The sequence below is a fragment of the Bacillus sp. FSL R10-2201 genome (assembly GCF_038008665.1).
In the GTDB taxonomy this organism is placed as follows: domain Bacteria; phylum Bacillota; class Bacilli; order Bacillales; family Bacillaceae_G; genus Bacillus_A; species Bacillus_A mycoides.
The window spans coordinates 3,251,545-3,270,360 of the sequence record NZ_JBBOZP010000001.1 but is presented as its reverse complement, the minus strand read 5'-3'; the positions used below and the strand labels follow the sequence as shown (position 1 = coordinate 3,270,360).

The 18,816-nt window shown below is 34.2% G+C and carries 23 protein-coding genes and 1 pseudogene; 18 read left to right on the top strand and 6 right to left on the bottom strand.

What is annotated here, in order from left to right; all coding sequences use genetic code 11:
* The first annotated feature begins 98 nt into the window (after nucleotides 1–98).
* The 4 genes from NSQ69_RS16940 (at nucleotide 99) to aiiA (ending at nucleotide 3,015) form a co-directional block, all read left to right on the top strand.
* Entirely contained in the window at nucleotides 99–428 is a 330-nt protein-coding gene (locus NSQ69_RS16940; protein ID WP_002165328.1) for a PadR family transcriptional regulator, read from the top strand.
* On the top strand, nucleotides 415–978 hold the full coding sequence (locus NSQ69_RS16935; protein WP_113735951.1) for an HAAS signaling domain-containing protein: 564 nt from the start codon (nucleotides 415–417) through the stop codon (nucleotides 976–978). The genes NSQ69_RS16940 and NSQ69_RS16935 overlap by 14 nt, the downstream gene beginning before the upstream one ends.
* Nucleotides 968–1,840, top strand: coding sequence for a DUF4097 family beta strand repeat-containing protein (locus tag NSQ69_RS16930; RefSeq protein WP_088290939.1), 873 nt, complete (start codon nucleotides 968–970; stop codon nucleotides 1,838–1,840). The genes NSQ69_RS16935 and NSQ69_RS16930 overlap by 11 nt, the downstream gene beginning before the upstream one ends.
* Nucleotides 1,841–2,262: 422 nt before the next feature.
* Complete coding sequence (aiiA, locus tag NSQ69_RS16925) at nucleotides 2,263–3,015, top strand: quorum-quenching N-acyl homoserine lactonase AiiA (RefSeq protein WP_002167900.1); 753 nt, start codon at nucleotides 2,263–2,265, stop codon at nucleotides 3,013–3,015.
* Between the two features lie 41 nt (nucleotides 3,016–3,056).
* Here the strand turns inward: aiiA and NSQ69_RS16920 are convergent, their stop codons facing one another.
* The 3 genes from NSQ69_RS16920 to NSQ69_RS16910 all read right to left on the bottom strand — a co-directional run bounded on the left by NSQ69_RS16920 (nucleotide 3,057) and on the right by NSQ69_RS16910 (nucleotide 4,541).
* Complete coding sequence (locus tag NSQ69_RS16920; protein WP_002128384.1) at nucleotides 3,057–3,536, bottom strand: hypothetical protein; 480 nt, start codon at nucleotides 3,534–3,536, stop codon at nucleotides 3,057–3,059.
* Between the two features lie 104 nt (nucleotides 3,537–3,640).
* Nucleotides 3,641–4,105, bottom strand: a complete 465-nt coding sequence (locus NSQ69_RS16915; protein ID WP_002014128.1) for a DMT family transporter — start codon at nucleotides 4,103–4,105, stop codon at nucleotides 3,641–3,643.
* A 13-nt stretch (nucleotides 4,106–4,118) separates the two neighbouring features.
* On the bottom strand, nucleotides 4,119–4,541 hold the full coding sequence (locus NSQ69_RS16910; RefSeq protein WP_341099522.1) for a DMT family transporter: 423 nt from the start codon (nucleotides 4,539–4,541) through the stop codon (nucleotides 4,119–4,121).
* A 134-nt stretch (nucleotides 4,542–4,675) separates the two neighbouring features.
* Here NSQ69_RS16910 and yeiL point away from each other — a divergent pair, with 134 nt between their 5' ends.
* The 5 genes and pseudogenes from yeiL to NSQ69_RS16885 all read left to right on the top strand — a co-directional run bounded on the left by yeiL (nucleotide 4,676) and on the right by NSQ69_RS16885 (nucleotide 7,666).
* On the top strand, nucleotides 4,676–5,368 hold the full coding sequence (gene yeiL / locus NSQ69_RS16905; RefSeq protein WP_002033401.1) for a transcriptional regulator YeiL: 693 nt from the start codon (nucleotides 4,676–4,678) through the stop codon (nucleotides 5,366–5,368).
* A gap of 13 nt (nucleotides 5,369–5,381) precedes the next feature.
* A complete protein-coding gene (locus NSQ69_RS16900; RefSeq protein ID WP_341099520.1) occupies nucleotides 5,382–5,735 on the top strand; it encodes a glyoxalase superfamily protein in 354 nt (117 codons plus the stop codon).
* 42 nt (nucleotides 5,736–5,777) lie between these two features.
* Nucleotides 5,778–5,955: pseudogene (locus NSQ69_RS16895) on the top strand (metallophosphoesterase family protein); the annotation flags it as partial.
* Between the two features lie 131 nt (nucleotides 5,956–6,086).
* Nucleotides 6,087–7,121 (top strand): flavin-containing monooxygenase, encoded by a 1,035-nt coding sequence (locus tag NSQ69_RS16890; protein WP_002128378.1) that lies wholly within the window; start codon nucleotides 6,087–6,089, stop codon nucleotides 7,119–7,121.
* Between the two features lie 296 nt (nucleotides 7,122–7,417).
* Nucleotides 7,418–7,666 carry a hypothetical protein gene (locus tag NSQ69_RS16885; RefSeq protein WP_002087603.1) on the top strand — a complete coding sequence of 83 codons (249 nt, stop codon included), beginning with the start codon at nucleotides 7,418–7,420 and terminating at the stop codon, nucleotides 7,664–7,666.
* Between the two features lie 48 nt (nucleotides 7,667–7,714).
* Here NSQ69_RS16885 and NSQ69_RS16880 read toward each other — a convergent pair whose 3' ends face one another.
* Complete coding sequence (locus NSQ69_RS16880; protein ID WP_002185284.1) at nucleotides 7,715–8,752, bottom strand: serine hydrolase domain-containing protein; 1,038 nt, start codon at nucleotides 8,750–8,752, stop codon at nucleotides 7,715–7,717.
* A gap of 110 nt (nucleotides 8,753–8,862) precedes the next feature.
* Complete coding sequence (locus tag NSQ69_RS16875; RefSeq protein ID WP_002087600.1) at nucleotides 8,863–9,057, bottom strand: hypothetical protein; 195 nt, start codon at nucleotides 9,055–9,057, stop codon at nucleotides 8,863–8,865.
* A 280-nt stretch (nucleotides 9,058–9,337) separates the two neighbouring features.
* Here NSQ69_RS16875 and NSQ69_RS16870 point away from each other — a divergent pair, with 280 nt between their 5' ends.
* Nucleotides 9,338–9,619: a hypothetical protein gene (locus NSQ69_RS16870; RefSeq protein ID WP_002128376.1), complete on the top strand. Its 282-nt coding sequence runs from the start codon at nucleotides 9,338–9,340 to the stop codon at nucleotides 9,617–9,619.
* 29 nt (nucleotides 9,620–9,648) lie between these two features.
* Here the strand turns inward: NSQ69_RS16870 and NSQ69_RS16865 are convergent, their stop codons facing one another.
* Nucleotides 9,649–9,939, bottom strand: coding sequence for a DUF3784 domain-containing protein (locus NSQ69_RS16865; protein ID WP_002190266.1), 291 nt, complete (start codon nucleotides 9,937–9,939; stop codon nucleotides 9,649–9,651).
* A 122-nt stretch (nucleotides 9,940–10,061) separates the two neighbouring features.
* Here NSQ69_RS16865 and NSQ69_RS16860 point away from each other — a divergent pair, with 122 nt between their 5' ends.
* From NSQ69_RS16860 to NSQ69_RS16825, 8 genes are all read left to right on the top strand, one after another.
* Nucleotides 10,062–10,343, top strand: a complete 282-nt coding sequence (locus NSQ69_RS16860) for a MazG nucleotide pyrophosphohydrolase domain-containing protein (RefSeq protein ID WP_012261329.1) — start codon at nucleotides 10,062–10,064, stop codon at nucleotides 10,341–10,343.
* Nucleotides 10,344–10,486: 143 nt separating this feature from the next.
* Nucleotides 10,487–11,260, top strand: a complete 774-nt coding sequence (gene bla2 / locus NSQ69_RS16855) for a BcII family subclass B1 metallo-beta-lactamase (protein ID WP_088290941.1) — start codon at nucleotides 10,487–10,489, stop codon at nucleotides 11,258–11,260.
* Between the two features lie 733 nt (nucleotides 11,261–11,993).
* Nucleotides 11,994–13,280 (top strand): hydroxylamine reductase, encoded by a 1,287-nt coding sequence (gene hcp / locus NSQ69_RS16850; protein ID WP_002137545.1) that lies wholly within the window; start codon nucleotides 11,994–11,996, stop codon nucleotides 13,278–13,280.
* A 582-nt stretch (nucleotides 13,281–13,862) separates the two neighbouring features.
* Nucleotides 13,863–14,183 carry a PadR family transcriptional regulator gene (locus tag NSQ69_RS16845; RefSeq protein WP_002165337.1) on the top strand — a complete coding sequence of 107 codons (321 nt, stop codon included), beginning with the start codon at nucleotides 13,863–13,865 and terminating at the stop codon, nucleotides 14,181–14,183.
* A gap of 75 nt (nucleotides 14,184–14,258) precedes the next feature.
* Entirely contained in the window at nucleotides 14,259–14,600 is a 342-nt protein-coding gene (locus tag NSQ69_RS16840) for a DUF1048 domain-containing protein (RefSeq protein ID WP_002014108.1), read from the top strand.
* 168 nt (nucleotides 14,601–14,768) lie between these two features.
* Nucleotides 14,769–15,530: an ABC transporter ATP-binding protein gene (locus NSQ69_RS16835; protein ID WP_002128370.1), complete on the top strand. Its 762-nt coding sequence runs from the start codon at nucleotides 14,769–14,771 to the stop codon at nucleotides 15,528–15,530.
* Nucleotides 15,531–16,280: an ABC transporter permease gene (locus NSQ69_RS16830; RefSeq protein WP_002128369.1), complete on the top strand. Its 750-nt coding sequence runs from the start codon at nucleotides 15,531–15,533 to the stop codon at nucleotides 16,278–16,280. It abuts the gene before it with no gap.
* Between the two features lie 1,156 nt (nucleotides 16,281–17,436).
* Nucleotides 17,437–18,756, top strand: a complete 1,320-nt coding sequence (locus tag NSQ69_RS16825; RefSeq protein WP_002128366.1) for an aromatic amino acid transport family protein — start codon at nucleotides 17,437–17,439, stop codon at nucleotides 18,754–18,756.
* The last annotated feature ends 60 nt before the right edge of the window (nucleotides 18,757–18,816 follow it).

The window sequence follows — 18,816 nt, the reverse complement described above, 5'->3', positions numbered from 1 at the left end:
CAATACCAAGTGTTATATTATACTTGTAGTTACTTATTATAAAACAGTACTAAACAATAAATAGTAGTAGATGCCAATTAGAATAGGGTGAATGAATATTGAATGTACAATTTAAAAAAGGAGTTTTAGAACTTTGTGTTCTTGTTTTACTTGATAAGCAAGACCGTTATGGGTATGAATTAGTTCGAAGTATTTCCAATCAAATTGAAATATCAGAAGGGTCTGTTTATCCTCTACTTCGTAGATTAACTAAAGAAGAATATTTTACAACGTATTTACAGGAGTCTTCAGAAGGGCCTTCAAGGAAGTATTATAAACTGACGGATAAAGGTAGAACGTATTTGTACCAACTTTTGGAGGAATGGAATGAGTTCTCACAAGGTGTCAATCAATTAATAAAAGAAGGTGTACGTAATGACGAAAGATAAATTTTTACAACAATTAAACGTATCTCTAAAAAGATTATCTGAAAAAGAACGTGCAGATATTTTAAAAGATTATGAAGAACATTTTACTTTCGGATTAGAGGAAGGAAAAACTGAAGAAGAAATTACAGCTTCATTAGGTTCGCCAGCTCAAATCGCCAAAGAGTTATTAGCAGGTTATCATATTGAGAAAGTAACAGCGAGTGCAACAACAGGGAATGTTTTTCGGGCAATTTGGGCAGTAATTGGATTAGGATTTTTCAATTTAGTAATCGTGCTTGGACCTGCAATTGCAGTAGCCGCATTGATTTTTTCAGGATGGACTCTAGGAATCTCATTTTTGTGTTCACCACTGCTTGTTATTGTTGATACCATTGTGCATCCAAATACATTCTTACTTTTTAACCTTTTCGTTTCTTTAGCACTTTGTGGACTTGGATATTTCATTGTAATCGCTATGTTATCTTTAACGAAGCTAGCAAAGAATGGATTTGTTCGTTATTTAAAGTTCAATATAGCACTAGTAAAAGGTGGTTTTAAGCATGATAAATAAAAAGAAACTTTCAATCATTGCAGGTATTATTTTCATTATTGGGATTGTGGGAAGTCTATTCACTTATCGTTCAATTGCCACAGTACCAATTTCAGAAGAAAAGGTCATTAACAATAATAATGTGTCAAGCGTCATTATCGATACGAATAACGTGCGTGTTAACATCAATCCTACAACAGAAAGTAACATGAAAGTAACATTAGATGGGGAAGTTAATCCTAACATAAAAAGAACATTAGCTACGGATGAAAAAGATTCAACGCTTCTCATTTCTTACAAAGAAAAACAACAGATTTGGTTCAACTTCAACATTTCTGAAGTATTGGTCCCATTAACATTAAATGTGTATCTACCCGAAAAACAATATGATTCATTAAAAGTTTCTAATAGTAATGGTTTCGTTTCTATAAAAAAATTAAACACAACGCATTTTGATATCAATACAAGCAATGGGCGTGTTGAATTAAGAGAGATCAATTCGCAAAAAATTAATGCGGAAACAAATAATGGAAGTATGGACTTTAAAGATATAACGGCGCAAAATATTCATGTGAAATCGAATAATGGACGAATAATGCTAGATCATGTTGAAGGTGAACTAGAAGGGCAATCTAAAAACGGAAGTCTTTCTCTTAAAACAAATGAACTTGATCGAAATCTCAATTTTACGACTCACAATGGCAAGATTAATATTGAAACTGAAAAAGAACCAACTAATGTTCAATTTAATGTCTCTGTCGACAATGGAAAAGCGAATATCCTGAATAAATATAATGGAAATGCAGTTATTGGGAAGGGAGAAAATCAAATTAAATTAAACACACATAACGGAAGTATTTCAGTGAAAAAGCATGGAAACTAAAGTAGCATATTAATCTTGGGAATTTTCGCTCATCACATATAAAGAGCATGCAAATCAATAATAAATAAGCAAAATAGCCGACTCCTTTTTTTAAACATGTAGGTAGTCGGTTATTTTATGTCCAAAATTCGTTTTAACGTCTTGGTTTCGACGACTTAATTCATTCTCTGAAAATATAAAATATATTCTGTTTTCAGAGAATGGAAGTGTTATTATAAGAAAAAGTGATACTTTTATCTTATATACTTAAAGGAGGATTGGATTTCTGCATAGGCTTTCCAGTATCACTGGATTTGGAATGAAAAGTTGTGAACAATTGAAAAGATAATAGTTGAAATAATGAAAGGTGAGAAGGAGTTTATTTCTCATAAGCGAAATATAGTATTGTTTTATCTTAAATTATTTGTAAAGGTGGATACATAATGACAGTAAAGAAGCTTTATTTCGTCCCAGCAGGTCGTTGTATGTTGGATCATTCGTCTGTTAATAGTACGCTCACACCGGGGGATTTATTGAACTTACCTGTATGGTGCTATTTATTGGAGACAGAAGAGGGGCCTATTTTAGTAGATACAGGTATGCCAGAAAGTGCGGTTAATAACGAAGATCTTTTTAACGGTACATTTGTTGAAGGACAGATTTTACCAAAAATGACTGAAGAAGATAGAATCGTAAATATTTTAAAACGCGTTGGATATGAACCGGAAGACCTTCTGTATATTATTAGTTCTCACTTACATTTTGATCATGCAGGAGGAAATGGTGCTTTTACAAATACACCGATTATTGTGCAGCGTGCTGAATACGAGGCGGCACAATATAGTGAAGAATATATGAAAGAATGTATATTGCCGAATTTGAAATACAAGATCATTGAAGGGGATTATGAAGTCGTACCAGGAGTTCAATTATTGTATACACCAGGACATACTCCGGGGCATCAGTCGCTATTAATTGAGACAGAAAAATCCGGTCCTGTGTTATTAACGATTGATGCATCTTATACGAAAGAAAATTTTGAAGATGAAGTGCCGTTCGCTGGATTTGATTCGGAATTAGCTTTATCTTCAATTAAACGTTTAAAAGAAGTTGTTAGGAAAGAGAACCCAATTGTTTTCTTTGGACATGATATAGAGCAGGAAAAGAGTTGTAAAGTGTTCCCTGAATATATATAAATAGAAAAAGTCATGGGCCTAGTAGCTCATGACTTTTTCTATTAAATAACCTTTTTAAATAAGTTATATACTTTTTTTGAATTACCTTCATTTAATTGATAATAAGTAAGGTCTACGTCATCAGGAGTGTTTTGATGGGCAATCATAACTTCACTACTGTTGTTATCTACTATCCAAATTAAATATTGTTTATAAGTTCCATCTTGGAAAGTAATCCACATATTACAATCTACTAAATCAGAACCTTCTTCATCTAGCGTTAAATCGCCTTTTTTTGCTGTATCCATACTGTTAATGAATGTTTTTAATTCATCTGTTTTTGTAAGGAAGATAGATTTTTTTGTCTTAAGCGACTCTACATGTATATCTTTTATTTCCTGCTTTCCTAAAAAAACAGGAGGTGCATTTGGGTCTCTTTGAGTTGAAATAATAGTAGCTTTCTTCTTTGGTTTACTTGCTGTATAGAGATCTTGAATAGATTTTCCAGAGTTTAAAAACCATACGGTTCCAAAAACAATCAATGCGCTACCTATCAATAAAATGATTTTCTTAATAGGGTATTCTCCTCTCTATGGCTTCATGTGAAGAGCTTTTCTATTAATATATGATAGGTAAGCGTAAAGTATTATAGTTGAACGTGGTTATGCTTCACGGTTTTTATAGGGCGATCAACGAGTAAATTGTAAGTGAGCCCTATTAATACGAGAATTCCACCGATAATTTTTCCGGTTGATAGTTCGTGTGACAGGAAGAAATCGATGATAGTCCCCGTAAACAATTGTCCGATAAAGATGAGTAATGTTAAATAAAATGCTGATATTTTAGGAGTAATATAGTTTGATAATGAGATGACGATAACGCCTACTAATCCGCCTAAGTATACAGCGATAGGTATGGATTGTAACGTATGACTAGAAATATACAACGAATCTGAACTGAAAATTAAAAATAACATGGAGAAAAATAATCCAGTAATATAATTGAAAAATGTGCCTTCCCAATTTCCAATTTCCTTTGCTAAATTCGCGTTAATAATTCTAGCAACAACGATAGAAACACCAGCTAAAATAGCGATACAAATATATAACATTTTCTTGCCTCCATTAATAAATTGTCATGACTATAATTCCAGAAGAGATGAATAATAATCCAATTAATTTTTTCTTATCAAACTTCGAAACTTTCATTCCTAATAAACCAAAATGATCAATAACTATGGAAGCGATGGATTGACCAAGTAAGCTTAATGCAATCGTAATAGAGGCACCAAGAGCAGAGAAACTTATATTATTAAAAAGAACAGTGAATACTCCAATTGCCCCAGCGCTATATAAAAAAAGTGGAATACCTTTATCAAAATGGATTTTATTTTTGTTAAGGATTAAAACGAAAATAACTGCTATTAAACCGACAAGATGAATGACAACACTCGCTGTATAATTACCGCTTATTTCAGATAAAATCCCATTCAATGGGAGCATAATGGCAATAAGGACACCAATAAAGACAGAAAGAAAGTTATACAATGTAATATCCCCTTTTTATATTTCATATTTGTAATGACTGTATCATGCTGAAATTGTGTATTACTATGACATATGTCATAGTGAAAGAAGAAAATTTTGTTTACAATTGGGATGAGTTGTAAAGGTGGGGGACTATGAAGAAAGTATGTAATTCTAATAAATTAGCAGAGTATATGAAACAAAATAATATTGATTCATTTTTTAGTAGTGATATGAAACCATATATGGAACTTATATTTTTTAAAAAGAATGAGTTCATTTGCAGAGAAAACGAAGAGATAGATTATTTATATTTCTTTGTTGAAGGAAAAGCGAAAGCGTTTAACACATTAAGTAACGGGAAATCTGTATTATTATGTTTTTATGACAGTTTGCAGTTGCTAGGAGATGTAGAGTTAATTCACTCTCAAAGAATCAATTCAAACGTACAAGTTATGGCAGACTCATATTGTGTTGGGCTACCTTTAGGGAAAGTGAGAAACCAATTATTTCATGATGCGAAATTTTTAAGATGTATTTGCGGTTCTTTAGCCCATAAATTAAATCGACTTTCAAAAAATAGTACAATTAATTTACTGTATCCACTTGAAAATCGACTTGCGAGTTACATGTTAGCAGCAGGGGAACGGGCGGTTCAGCACGGAAATAGAATTGTGTTTAGTGGGAATTTAACGGAAATAGCTGAATTGTTAGGGACGAGTTATCGGCATTTATTACGTACATTAAATGTTTTTTGTGATAAAGAAATTATAAAGAAAAATAATGGTTGCTTTGAAGTGATGAATGTAGATGTTTTGCGGGAATTGGCGGCGGATGTTTATAAATAGGAGGGTATTATAAATGATTACACCTATATTTAGAATTTTTGATATTGAAAAGGCTCAGTTATTTTACTTGAATTTTTTAGGGTTTAAACTGGATTGGGAACATCGGTATGAGGAAAATATGCCATTATATATGCAAATTTCGTTAAATGATACTGTAATACATCTATCTGAACATCATGGGGATGCTTCACCAGGCGGTGAAATTCGTGTGAAAATAGAGGATTTAAAAAGTTATTATGCTATTTTATCAAGTAAAGATTATGCGTATTCAAAACCTGATATAGAGAGAACACCTTGGGATACAATTGAATTAACTGTGATTGATCCGTTCTCAAATAGAATTACATTTTATGAGGAAAGGGTTTAGAAATTGAGGTGTTATAAATAATTTATCAAAGTAGGGGTTACAATGAAGAGAAAAATAGCGATGATTTCAGATATTAATGGGAATAGTCACGCTTTAAAGGCGGTATTAAAAGATATTCGAAATGATAATAAATTTAGGTGATAGTGTGTATGGGCCGTTAGATCCTTTGGGGACAATTGAAATATTAATGAGTAACGAGATGATACATATTAAGGGGAGTTTACTTTATAGTGAACTGCTCTTTTTTATTTTGGATAGATATTGAATTATAAAAAAATAAAATGTTATGATTATGGAAACGTATGAACATATGAACATGTATTCATGTGTTTGTGAGAAGGAGGAATTGGAATGAAAGATATAATTATCGTTGGAGCTGGTCAAGCTGGATTAACAATGGGATACTACTTGAAGCAGGAAGGATATAGTTTCTTATTACTTGAGGCGGGAAACCGAATTGGCGATTCTTGGAGAGACCGCTATGATTCTTTGCAGCTCTTCACACCAAGGGAATATAGTAGTTTACCAGGTATGATATTAAAAGGAGAAGGGAGTGGATTTCCATGTAAAGATGAAATTGCAATTTATTTAGAAGAATATGCAAGGTATTTTCAATTGCCGGTACAATTACAGACTCAAGTTTTAAAAATAAGAAAAGAGAAAGAAATATTTGAATTACACACTCCTACAGAAATTTTACAATCGAAAAAAGTTATTATCGCATCAGGTGGTTTTCAGCAACCATTCATCCCCTCATTTTCACAACATCTTTCATCACATATTTTTCAAATACATTCATCACAATATAAATCACCATTACAAATTCCAAAGGGAAAAGTACTTGTAGTAGGTGGTGGGAATTCAGGCATGCAAATAGCAGTAGAACTTGCAAAAACTCATGAAGTTACAATGGCTATAAGTCATCCGTTAACCTTTTTACCGTTATATCTTTTTAGAAAAAGCATTTTTAATTGGTTAGAAAAAATGGGTTTATTGTATGCCGAAATACATACAAAGAGAGGAAGGTGGTTTCAGAAGCGAAAGGATCCCATTTTTGGTTTTGAAGGTAAGGAACTTATTCGTAGTGGAGCAATAAAACTACAGGGAAAAGTGGTAAGTGCATCAGGAAATAATATTATGTTTCAGAATGGTGGCACGTATAGTGCACAAAGTATTATATGGTCCACTGGTTTTGTTCAAGATTATAAATGGATTGAAATAGAAAAGGCAGTGAATATGAATGGATTGCCTAATCATACAAAGGGAATGAGTCCAGTAAGAGGATTGTATTATATTGGACTGCCGTGGCAATCTCAAAGGGGTTCTGCGCTTATTTGTGGTGTAGGAAAGGATGCGGTGTATTTGCTTTCTGAAATCAAAAAATAGATCAGTAGCAACAGCTACTGATCATCCATATGTACATGAATTAGGAGAGGTCAAACATTTCAAACGTTTATTAGCTTTAGTATAATAGATTTTCATGAAATAAAAAACTGAAAATTATAATTTTTTGTTGAGAAAGTTTTTTGTATCGAAATATATAAAAAAACGGGGATTTCTATTGAAAGAAAATATGATATTTATATTTTAGTAAATTATGATATAGTCTATATAAGATTCTTTTCCTTAAATTAGGTTTTTTGTATAGTAATTACATTCGTAGTTGGAAAGGGGAAAAAATTGTGAAGTTTGATGATCAACGTCTACTAGGAATACGATTAGGTTCTGTACTCATAACAGAAGAAAATCAATATTTAGTAATTAAGAAGAAAGATCATTATGCACTATTAAACATACATAATTTAGAATGCACACATGTCGAAGTGCAGTTAGAGCATATTGAAGAACTGCTGCATGAAGATTTCCAAGAAAGTATAACTGAAATTATCGCACCAGAACATATTAAAATTGTGGTGAAAAATGTTATATAAAGAAAGAAGCTGGGAGAATCAGCTTCTTTCTTTGTTTTACTTCGTTAATTATAAGGATAACATTTTTAAAATCTCACCAATAATCCCATCCTTTTGATGAACACCTAAATCCGAGTTCGTTATAATAACAGCGCCATTACCTCGGTATGGATTACATACCATCATACATTGAAATCCAACACCCCAGCCAAGTGAATGAATTTGTAAGTCTTCATTAGAATACTCTAGAAAAACACCTAACCCAGTCCATTTGGTGCATCCTTGAGGAGAAATCATATCTTGTACTGTTTTTTGAGAAAGTTCCAGTTTGCTATTTCCCTGTAAGGACTGAATGATTTCAATAATTAAAGTTGATAAGTCAGTTGGTGTTGTCCAAATGCCTGAAGCAGCTGCGAATGGATAAAATGGATACTTCTCATTTGTAACGGTGCCATCTTTATTATGTCCACAAGCAAATGTATCTAATTTATTTATATCTTCAGTAGGGAATACCGTACTATTCTTCAGTTGAAGTGGTTGAAAGATATATTCTTCAAGTAAAAGGTTGAATCGTTTTCCAGTTATATTTTCAAGTAGTAGTTCGATAATACAAAAATTTGCGTCAGAGTAGTGGAATTGGCTTTCTGGTGCATAAGTTACTTCTATAGGTACTGGGCAATATAATGTTTTACCAGCAAGGAGCTTAGGGATTTTAGGTATTCCTTGCACTAGCTTATAATGTTCAAAACTATTGGGAGGATCAATGATTCCAGATTGGTGACTTAATAAGTTTCGCAGCGTGACTTTTTTCTGTGAAGTAAATAGATTGGTAGGGATGTTCCAAGATGTGAGTTTATCATTTACGTCTTCATCTAAATATACGATTCCTTGATCTGATAACGTTAGTACAAGCATTGAAGTGATGAATTTGCTAATAGAACAAGAATTGAATATGGAATCCGTAGTGACAGTTCTAGTTGTTCCAGATTCAAGTGTTCCGAAAGCAGTAGCTTCATCAAGTTTACCGTCACGTATAACGGCAAAGCTTAACCCTGCAACAGAATATTGGTTCATTTTCTCATATATATTGTTACTTTTTAAGTTCATAGTGACTCCTTTCTTTTAAAAACAGAATATTAACTTTATTATACAGTAGTAAATAGAGAGAAAAGGAAAACACTTCATCTTTTATCGATGAAGTGTTTTCTTAGTTTAAGTTAATTCGAAGTAAATGCTTTAAAAAATTTATCTCTGTACATGTACATAAGCCATGAGGCTGTTATAAAGGAAATAAAGATTTGTTTGTTTTTAATTGGTGCATTGAAAACAAGCCAACCAACTATATCAAATAACAAATGTAGTGCAATTGAAAGAACTACAAATTGTAGTAACGTCTTAAAAAATCTCTTCATAAAGTGTCCCCTAAAATAAAAGGTTTTATCCCGCATTAACGGGCAGTAAAACTCCCACCTCAAAATTCGACTGGGGCAAAGAAGTTAGGTGGGAGTCGGGCTGCCCGTAAACACCCGATTGGTGAAGACTAATAATCAGTGGGGGACGAACAAAACCCCCACTGATTAAAGTTTCACTTTATCAACAATGTTGTATATTACTATTATACATTAAACGTGTCATGTGGTAAAATTTACATAAATTACTTAAATAAAACAATGCTAGTGAGGAGGAACAGTCTTGGAATTTTGGATTGTCATACCGATAGCGGCCTTTGGATTTATGTATCTCGCTGAAAAATTAAATAAAATCGAAAAGAAAACAGATACGCGTTTAAAGAGGATGGAAGATAGATTACAATTAATTTCGAAAGAAATGGGAATTGTAGATAGAGAACCTGAAATTAATAAAGAATTACGCCAGCTTGTGGAAGAAGGAAAAACAGTTACAGCAATTAAGAGAGTAAGAGAGGCTTTTGGATTTTCATTGTTAGAAGCGAAGCAATATGTTGATAAGTTATAAAAAAGATCATCCAATTGGATGGTCTTTTTTTACTGAACCATACGTGTATTTACATAAGCAGCGATTATAACGTGGCCAATAATAATGATGGGAAATATAATTTTAACATTAGGAGTAATGAAGACACTGCCAATTGTGGCAATAACACCAGCAATTAAATTATAAAGACCAACTATTTTTGATAACTTCACTTTGTCAGGTACACGGCGTTCATTGAATCCTGATAAGAGCCAAGTGTATTGTTTTACTCCGATGAAATAAGCTAGTGCAAATGAAATGATGGCTAGTATGAATAATGATGGCGAAGCGAAGAGAGTCATTGAGAACACCTCCGTTAAAGGGCTATAAATAAATTATATTATGAATGTTATAATTTAACAAAATACATTTTTGATTTTAAGTTTATTAAAAATGAGATATTTACGATGAAGGGAGATTACATATGAATATTTCGGAATTCCAGCAATATGTATCGAGTTTCAGTAAAGAAAAAGGATTTCAAGATACAACAATTGAAGAGCGTACGATGTATGCGATGGCGGAATTAGGTGAATTAGCGGAAGTTATATTAAAGCGTGATAAAATACAAGATTCGAAAAGAGAGATTGGTTTAGAAATGTTTGATGTAATTTGGAATGTATGTGATTTAGCAAACAAGTTAGAAATTGATTTAGAGAAGGCGTTTGAAGAAAAAATGATGATTAATAAAAAACGTGAATGGTAAAAGGAAGGTTAAAAAGCGCACAAAATTTTGTGCGCTTTTTATTAATGGTATGAAAAATATGTAAAAAAAGATGGAACAAACATTTGAGACGAATTGTCTAATATAGGTAATAACTATTTAGTTTGAAAGAAAGGGTGGAGAAAATGAAAAAGAATACATTATTAAAAGTAGGGGTATGTGTTAGTTTACTAGGAACAATTCAATTTGTTAGCACAATTTCTTCTGTGAAAGCGGAACAAAAGCTAGAGAAAAAAGTAATAAAGAATGAGACAGGAACTATTTCAATTTCTCAGTTAAACAAAAATGTATGGGTTCATACTGAGTTAGGTTATTTTAATGGAGTAGCAGTTCCTTCGAACGGTCTAGTTCTTAACACTTCTAAAGGGTTAGTGCTTGTCGATTCTTCTTGGGATGATAAGTTAACGAAGGAACTAATAGAGATGGTAGAAAAGAAATTTCAGAAGCGCGTAACGGATGTTATTATTACACATGCGCATGCTGATCGAATTGGCGGGATAAAAACGTTGAAAGAAAGAGGCATTAAAGCGCATAGTACAGCATTAACTGCGGAACTAGCAAAGAAAAATGGATATGAAGAGCCACTTGGAGACTTACAAACAATTACGAATATGAAGTTTGGAAATATAAAAGTAGAAACGTTCTATCCAGGGAAAGGGCATACAGAAGATAATATTGTCGTATGGTTACCGCAATACAACATTTTAGCTGGAGGCTGTTTAGTGAAATCTGCGGAAGCTAAAGATTTAGGGAATGTTGCTGATGCATATGTAAATGAATGGTCGATATCGATTGAGAATGTATTGAACCGATATGGAAATACGAATTCCGTAGTACCTGGTCATGGTGATGTAGGTGATAAAGGATTGCTTTTACATACACTGAATTTGTTGAAATAAGAAACAAGAAATAAAGTAATAATGAAGCGAATTGTAGATTTAAGAAATTTTTGGAATACAAAAGAGAGGAGAAAACTATTTCCTCCTCTTTTTCTTTTAACTATATTGAAATGCCGAAGCTATTGATTACGCCTGCATAAGTTACTGAGATTTTAATTCTAAATATACAAATACCAGTACCGTCATAATTGCTATAACAACGTAAGTAACATCAAGCATTATAAGTGTCTTTAAAGTTTCAGTCATCCTAATTCACCCCTGTTATAAAAATATAACATGACCTCTTATCAATTAAATAAGAGATCATAAAGATAACAATGTACATGAAATTTCTTAAGTAGTTTCTATATAAATATATCATATAAATAATGTAAAAAATGTTAAGATGGTGTAAATGTATTGTAAATAAAGAGGTTTCCTATAAAATCTTTAATCAAAAAATTGATAGTTCTTCAAAATGAAAAAACGCTATTCTTTCTGTTGAATGATAGAATAGCGTTTTTGTATGCTTATTAGTTGCTAATAGTTCTCTAAATCAATTATCTAGCTATTTGAAAGCATCAACAAAGTTGTCCATTTTTCTGTATGTTTTTTTGATGTCAATAAAAATATTATGTCAGCAATATGAACTGTCACAAATTTATATATATTATTGTGATTGATATCACATCCCTTTTTCTCAATGGGTATTATGCTTAATTTGTAACGAATGATTGGGAGAGGGTGGGATGATATGTTTTGTTATCAATGTGAACAAACGCCAACAGGCGGATGTAAAGTGATGGGTGTTTGTGGTAAGAATGAAACAATTGCAAGTTTACAAGATACGATTGTGTTCGGATTAAAAGGAATAGCGGCTTATCGTACGCATGCTGCGCAGCTAGGGTATACAGATGCATTTGTAGATGCTACAACTCAAGAAGCGCTATATATGACATTAACAAATTCTAACTTTAATGAACAAGAACATATTGATATGGCTATGAAAGTAGGGAAATCGGCTTTACGAGTAATGGAGTTATTAGATGAGGCACATACGAATCACTTTGGTGTTCCGGAGCCTGTTCAAATTACGCAGAACCATGTAGAAGGTAAGGCAATTGTAGTTACTGGTCATAATTTATTTGCATTAGAAGAGTTATTAAAGCAAACAGAAGGAAAAGAAATTAATATTTATACGCATTCTGAAATGCTACCAGCACACGGATATCCACAACTGAAAAAATATAAACATTTAAAAGGAAACATCGGTAAGGCATGGTATGATCAACGACGCCTTTTCGAAAAATTTACAGGTGCCATATTAGCTACAACGAACTGTGTTATGCCAATTAAAGGATCATACTCTGATCGATTCTTTTCATATGATATTGCAGGTTTAGAGGGTGTACAAAAAATTGAAAATGATGATTTTGCACCATTGATTCAAAAAGCGCTTGAACTTCCAGAAGTACATATGGAGTCGGATGAGCAGTTAGTAACAGGGTTTCATCATAATACAGTATTATCATTAGCTCCGGAAATTATTAATGCAGTAAAAGAAGGAAAGATTAAGCGTTTCTTTGTCATCGCAGGTTGTGATGCTCCGGGAAAAGGCGGAGAATATTATCGTGAATTAGCAACGTCGCTTCCGCCAGAAACGGTTATTTTAACAACTTCTTGCGGGAAATTCCGCTTTAATGATGTGAGTTATGGTGTTGTACCTGGTACGGAGATTCCGCGTTACATTGATTTAGGACAATGCAATAATTCAATTTCTACAGTGAAAATAGCGGCCGCTTTAGCAGATGCTTTCCAATGTGAAGTGAATGAATTGCCAGTAAGTATTGTCTTATCATGGTTTGAACAAAAAGCGGTTGCTATTTTACTTGGGCTATTTAGCCTTGGTATTCAAGATATTCGCATTGGTCCAAAGGCGCCTGAATTTATTTCACCTGGCGTGCTTGATGTATTACAAGAGACATTCGGTTTAAAACTAATTACAACCGCAGCAGAAGACATGAATATGATGTTATCGTAACAAAAAGGATGTCCTATATGTAGAGTTGACTTTATAAAGAGTTTGTATGTATTCGCAAGCTCATGTATTAGATGCACAGGTGCATTAGTAGAAGAACAAAAGAATGATCCGTCTTTTTAATAAGGAGAGCTATCTACATTCATTAACTTCGGAATATTATAACGCCCAAAATAAAAATGCGGAATTTTTGTTTTGGGTATTTCCTTTTCTTAGCTGGATAGGTATGTGGTGAGATTTCTTAAGAAGAAAATAGGCAGTATCCAATAGATAATAGCGGATTTAAGAAAAAATTTAAAAATCGAGTTGACATTCCATCTACATAGTCATACAATGTAGTGGTAATGAGTAATACTGAATAGCGTAGTTTTTAAAAATATATTCAGTATCCAATAGGCAAAAGCGGATTTAAGAAAAAATTTAAAAATCGAGTTGACATTACATCTACTTAGTCATACAATGTAGTTGTAATAAGTAATACTGAATAGTGAGGTTTCTCAAAAGCTATTCAGTAAAAATTAGCCTTAGTACTCTGTGATACTGAATATAAGTCAGACAGAATAGGGGGTAAAGGAGGATCAGAATATGGAAAATTTAACTGAAATGTTGAAAGGTTCGCTGGAAGGATGTGTTCTGGAAATCATTAGCCGCCGTGAAACTTATGGCTATGAGATTACCCGCCACCTTAATGAGCTTGGGTTTACTGAAGTCGTGGAAGGAACGGTCTATACCATCCTTGTGCGATTAGAGAAGAAAAAACTTGTGAATATTGAAAAGAAACCGTCAGACATGGGGCCGCCTCGCAAGTTTTATTCACTAAATGAGGATGGCCGTCAGGAGCTTGAATCATTTTGGAGAAAATGGGATTTTGTATCATCAAAAATTAACGTCTTGAAGTCAAACTAGCCTCATAAGATTAAATATTCGGCCGATATTTTGGGAGTTTCTTGTTCTGCTTTATAAAAAAGGAGGAAAAATAATATGTTGGAAATGTTCAAAAAATTAATTGGTGATAAAAAAGAGTACAAAATGATGATGGCACGTGTTGGAGCTCTGCCAGAGGACTATCAGTTTGTGTTTAAGAAAATTCAAAACTACATGTGGAATTTCTCAGCTGGTAACGGGATGGATATGCTACACATACAGTATGAACTAATCGATTTGTTTGAAGCCGGTGCGGCGGAAGGCAGACAAGTGCTAGAAATCACTGGGGAGGACGTGGCATCCTTTGCTGACGAACTAGTGGCAAACGCTAAAACTTATGTTTCCAAGTATCGTGAAGATTTGAATGAAAGTATCATGAAGCAATTGAGAAAAAAATAAATGCAACAGGTAATACCGACTGATTAGCTGGTTACAAATGTGAATTGACGCCATTGCTATTCAGTTATATTTTTAAATCAGTACTAAGTAATACAGATTATCAGTAATACTAAATAGAGGGTGTAGGCAGTCTATCTTTACAAAACATTTTTTAAGGAGGAAAAAAGCATGACCAATACAGCGATTTCTGTAAAAGGATTAAAAAAATCCTTTAAAGATAAGGAAGTGTTAAAAGGGGTAGATTTTGAAGTGCAGCGTGGCTCCATTTTCGCACTGCTGGGCTCAAATGGAGCGGGCAAGACGACGATAGTCAATATCCTCTCGACGCTGATGAAGCAAGATGGCGGCGAAGTAGGTATTTGTGGTTTTGACGTTCAGCGTCAACCGGATCATGTTCGTCAAAGTATCAGTCTGACAGGGCAGTTTGCAGCTTTAGACGGAATGCTCACGGGGAGAGAAAACTTGATAATGATTGCCAATTTGCGTGGAGTTTCTAGTCCTGCTCAAGTCGCTGATAATTTGCTTGCAAGATTTAGCCTGACTGATGCAGCCAACCAGAGGGCAGACCAGTATTCAGGTGGGATGAAGCGCCGGCTTGACATCGCGATGAGTTTGATTGGGGCGCCAGCAGTCATTTTTCTCGATGAACCGACGACAGGGCTTGACCCTGAAGCGCGGATTGAAGTGTGGGATACCGTCAAGGAACTTGCCGGCGGCGGCACAACCATCTTGCTCACGACCCAGTACCTCGAGGAAGCCGAACAACTGGCGGACCGTATCGCTATCTTGCATGGCGGAAAAATTATTACGACTGGTACTCTTACAGAACTTAAAGAGATGTTCCCGCCAACAAAAGTGGAGTATATCGAGAAGCAGCCGACATTGGAAGAAATTTTCCTTGCGATCATTGGCAAAAAGGAGGAGATGTAAATGAAGAGCAAAACAGGGGTATTATTAGGGCGTTTAATGCGCAACATTATGCGCAGTCCGGATACAATTATTACGGTAGCGATTACGCCGATTATGATGATGCTGTTGTTTGTCTACGTATTTGGCGGCGCCATAAAGACAGGAACGGATAACTACGTCAATTATTTATTGCCGGGAATCTTGCTGATGGCTATCGCATCCGGTGTCGCTTACACTTCCGTACGGTTGTTTACGGATGTAAAGAGCGGGCTGATGGCACGTTTCATTACTATGCCTATCAAGCGTTCGTCGGTATTATGGGCTCACGTATTAACATCACTTGTTGCTAATGTGCTTACTATCGCGGTGGTTATCCTTGTTGCGCTCTTAATGGGCTTCCGTTCCAGTGCTAATATTCTGGATTGGCTCGCGGTAGCTGGAATACTCGGGATGTTTACGCTGGCGCTGACATGGTTGGCTATCATTCCTGGGTTGACAGCGAAGTCTATGGAAGGGGCGACAGCCTACTCGTACCCACTAATTTTTCTGCCCTTTATTAGTTCGGCCTTTGTTCCTACCGAAACTATGCCAAAAATTGTTCGTGCGTTCGCTGAAAACCAGCCTGTGACTTCAATCGTGAATGCGATTCGTGCCCTCTTATATGAAGGGACTGTTGGCAACGATATTTGGATTGCACTTGCTTGGTGTGTGGGCATTATGGTTATCGCTTACTTCTTCGCCGGCAAAGCATTTAAACGTCAGTTAGGGTAACACCACCAGTTCGGTGCACAATGGCAACTAAATCTTCTGGAATAATATATATATGGGAAAATGGATTTAAATCACATTAATCTTAGTTATTGCTATAATTGTTAGTATTCTTACTGGTTATGCAGTTGGTACGTAAGTAGGCTCAGACGTTGAGAAAAAGCAGACTGAGAGAGTTAAAAGGGAAGAGATAATATTTTGACCTCAATTCTAATTGCCATATAATAAATGCAATTTTTATACATGAAAAGCCCACCTATTTCCGTAGGTGGGCTATATCTTTACTACACAATTCGAAAGGATACTCTCTTTTTCTGAATATGTAATTATCCATATTTAGAAAAAACTACACTTAATAAATATTACATATAGTAAATGGAAACTTATGGTGTAATTCTTTTAACAGGCTTAACATGATAACCATTATATAAGGTGCGTAGGCTCCTTTGAAAAAGTTCTTCTTTTCTGAAAAATGAATATTGATTCGTTATCTGTAATAAAAATTCATGATAATAATTTTATGTTTTCTAAATTTATTCCTTTACATCAATGTGTATTATTTATTACAACAGCTTTCATGTCAAAGATAAGATGTGAAAGCAAAGGGAAATATAAGTATCTTTATAACGAGTTCCTAATATAATCAATGTGTTAACGAAAGGAACTCTGTATTATGTTTGCTTTTCTATTAACTAATACAGCTTCAAAAAATAGACACAATTGTTACATACCAATTGTAATTTATTATCTATTCATAATTCTGTTTATTCTGTCTTTCTAAAAATAAAAAAATATTAGACTCGCAAATATAAACGTTATAATGAGGGCGTCGAGAGGTAACCGATTACCTACGAAGAAAATATCAAACATTTTAAAATTGGACAGACTGAAACGATTAATTACAGAAAGGTGTGTGACCAGAAGGGGAATTTCTTCAAAATAGTTTAGTAGCAGCGGACATCGTATTAGCTGGTGTAAACAATATCATCAATGGAAGTATAGGGTTGGAGGATAAATGCCTCGCACATTAAGAGAGACAGCTTTAGGTGGAATCGTTTACAATATGGCGCATCTAGTAAGCGGTTCATTTTTTAAGAATGGTCTATATTCTTAAGCCTAAAAAGAGACGTAAGAATAGGATACAAGGGGGATTTATTATATGAATGGGAATACTGCAAAAAAAATAGAATTTCAAGCTGAAAATAATGCAGTGAAAAATGAGAACTATCTAGATCCTAAAAAGTGGCATAAACAAGATACTACTTGGGCATTGAGCCTTTTTGGAACAGCAATTGGAGCAGGAGTACTCTTTTTACCTATTAATGCAGGTTCAGGTGGTTTATTATCATTACTGTTAATTACGATACTTGCATTTCCTGTTATGTATTACTCACATAGGGCGCTTGCTAAAATGATATACGCTTCTAATTCTGCTGATCAGGGGATTACAGGTACAATTAGAGAGTATTTCGGAAATAAGGCAAGTATCATTTTTAACATAGTATATTTCGGCTCAATTTATACAATCGTACTGATGTATTCGGTTGCGCTTACAAATACTGCAAGTAGTTTTATCGTGCATCAATTGCACATGCCGGAGCCTCCAAGGGCCATTTTATCGCTTGTATTAGTGCTTGGTCTTATCGCTATACTAAATTTTGGTCAAGATATTACTGTAAAGATCATGAGTATGCTAGTGTATCCTTTCATAGCTTCTTTACTTTTTATCGCAATATCTTTGATCCCGCAGTGGAATACGTCAATGCTTAGTTTTTCAAGTGTTTCTACTGCTTCAACAGGAACAGGATATTTTGGAACGATATTGATGATACTACCAATCATCGTATTCTCATTTAATCATTCACCTATGATTTCATCATTCGTTGTGAAACAGAGAGCTACGTATGGAATAGAAGCTACTGATGCCAAATGTGCACAAATACAAAAGGTTTGTTATATCATGACATTCGTGGTTGTTATGTTCTTCGTCTGGAGCAGTACATTGAGTTTGACTCCAGAGGATCTTAAAATGGCAAAAGAGCAGAACTTATCGATCCTTTCATATCTTGCTAATGAGCTTAATTCGCCTGTAATCACTATTGCAGCTCCTATCATTGCTTTTGTGGCTATTACAAAGTCTTTCCTTGGCCATTATATAGGGGCATATGAGGTAATGCGTGACGTAATTATCAAGTTTGGAAAAACACGCGGAAAAGCTATCGAAGAAAAAACAGTTAAGACAATGATTCTTTCTTTTGTCGTATTAACATGCTGGTATGTTGCTTATGCAAATCCAAGTATTCTTGGAATCATTGATTCCCTTAGCGGTCCGTTAGTTGCTGCTATCTTATGTCTATTACCAATGTATGCGATTCGTAAAGTACCTGTACTAGCTAAATACAGAGGAAAAATGAGCAATGTGTTTGTCATTGTTGTAGGTATACTTACTGTCCTAGCAAGTATTAAGTCATTATTCTAATTCGTTATTGTTAGTTCAAGTGCTAAAATAGTGGGATATGAATAAAGAATGAAAGAGATT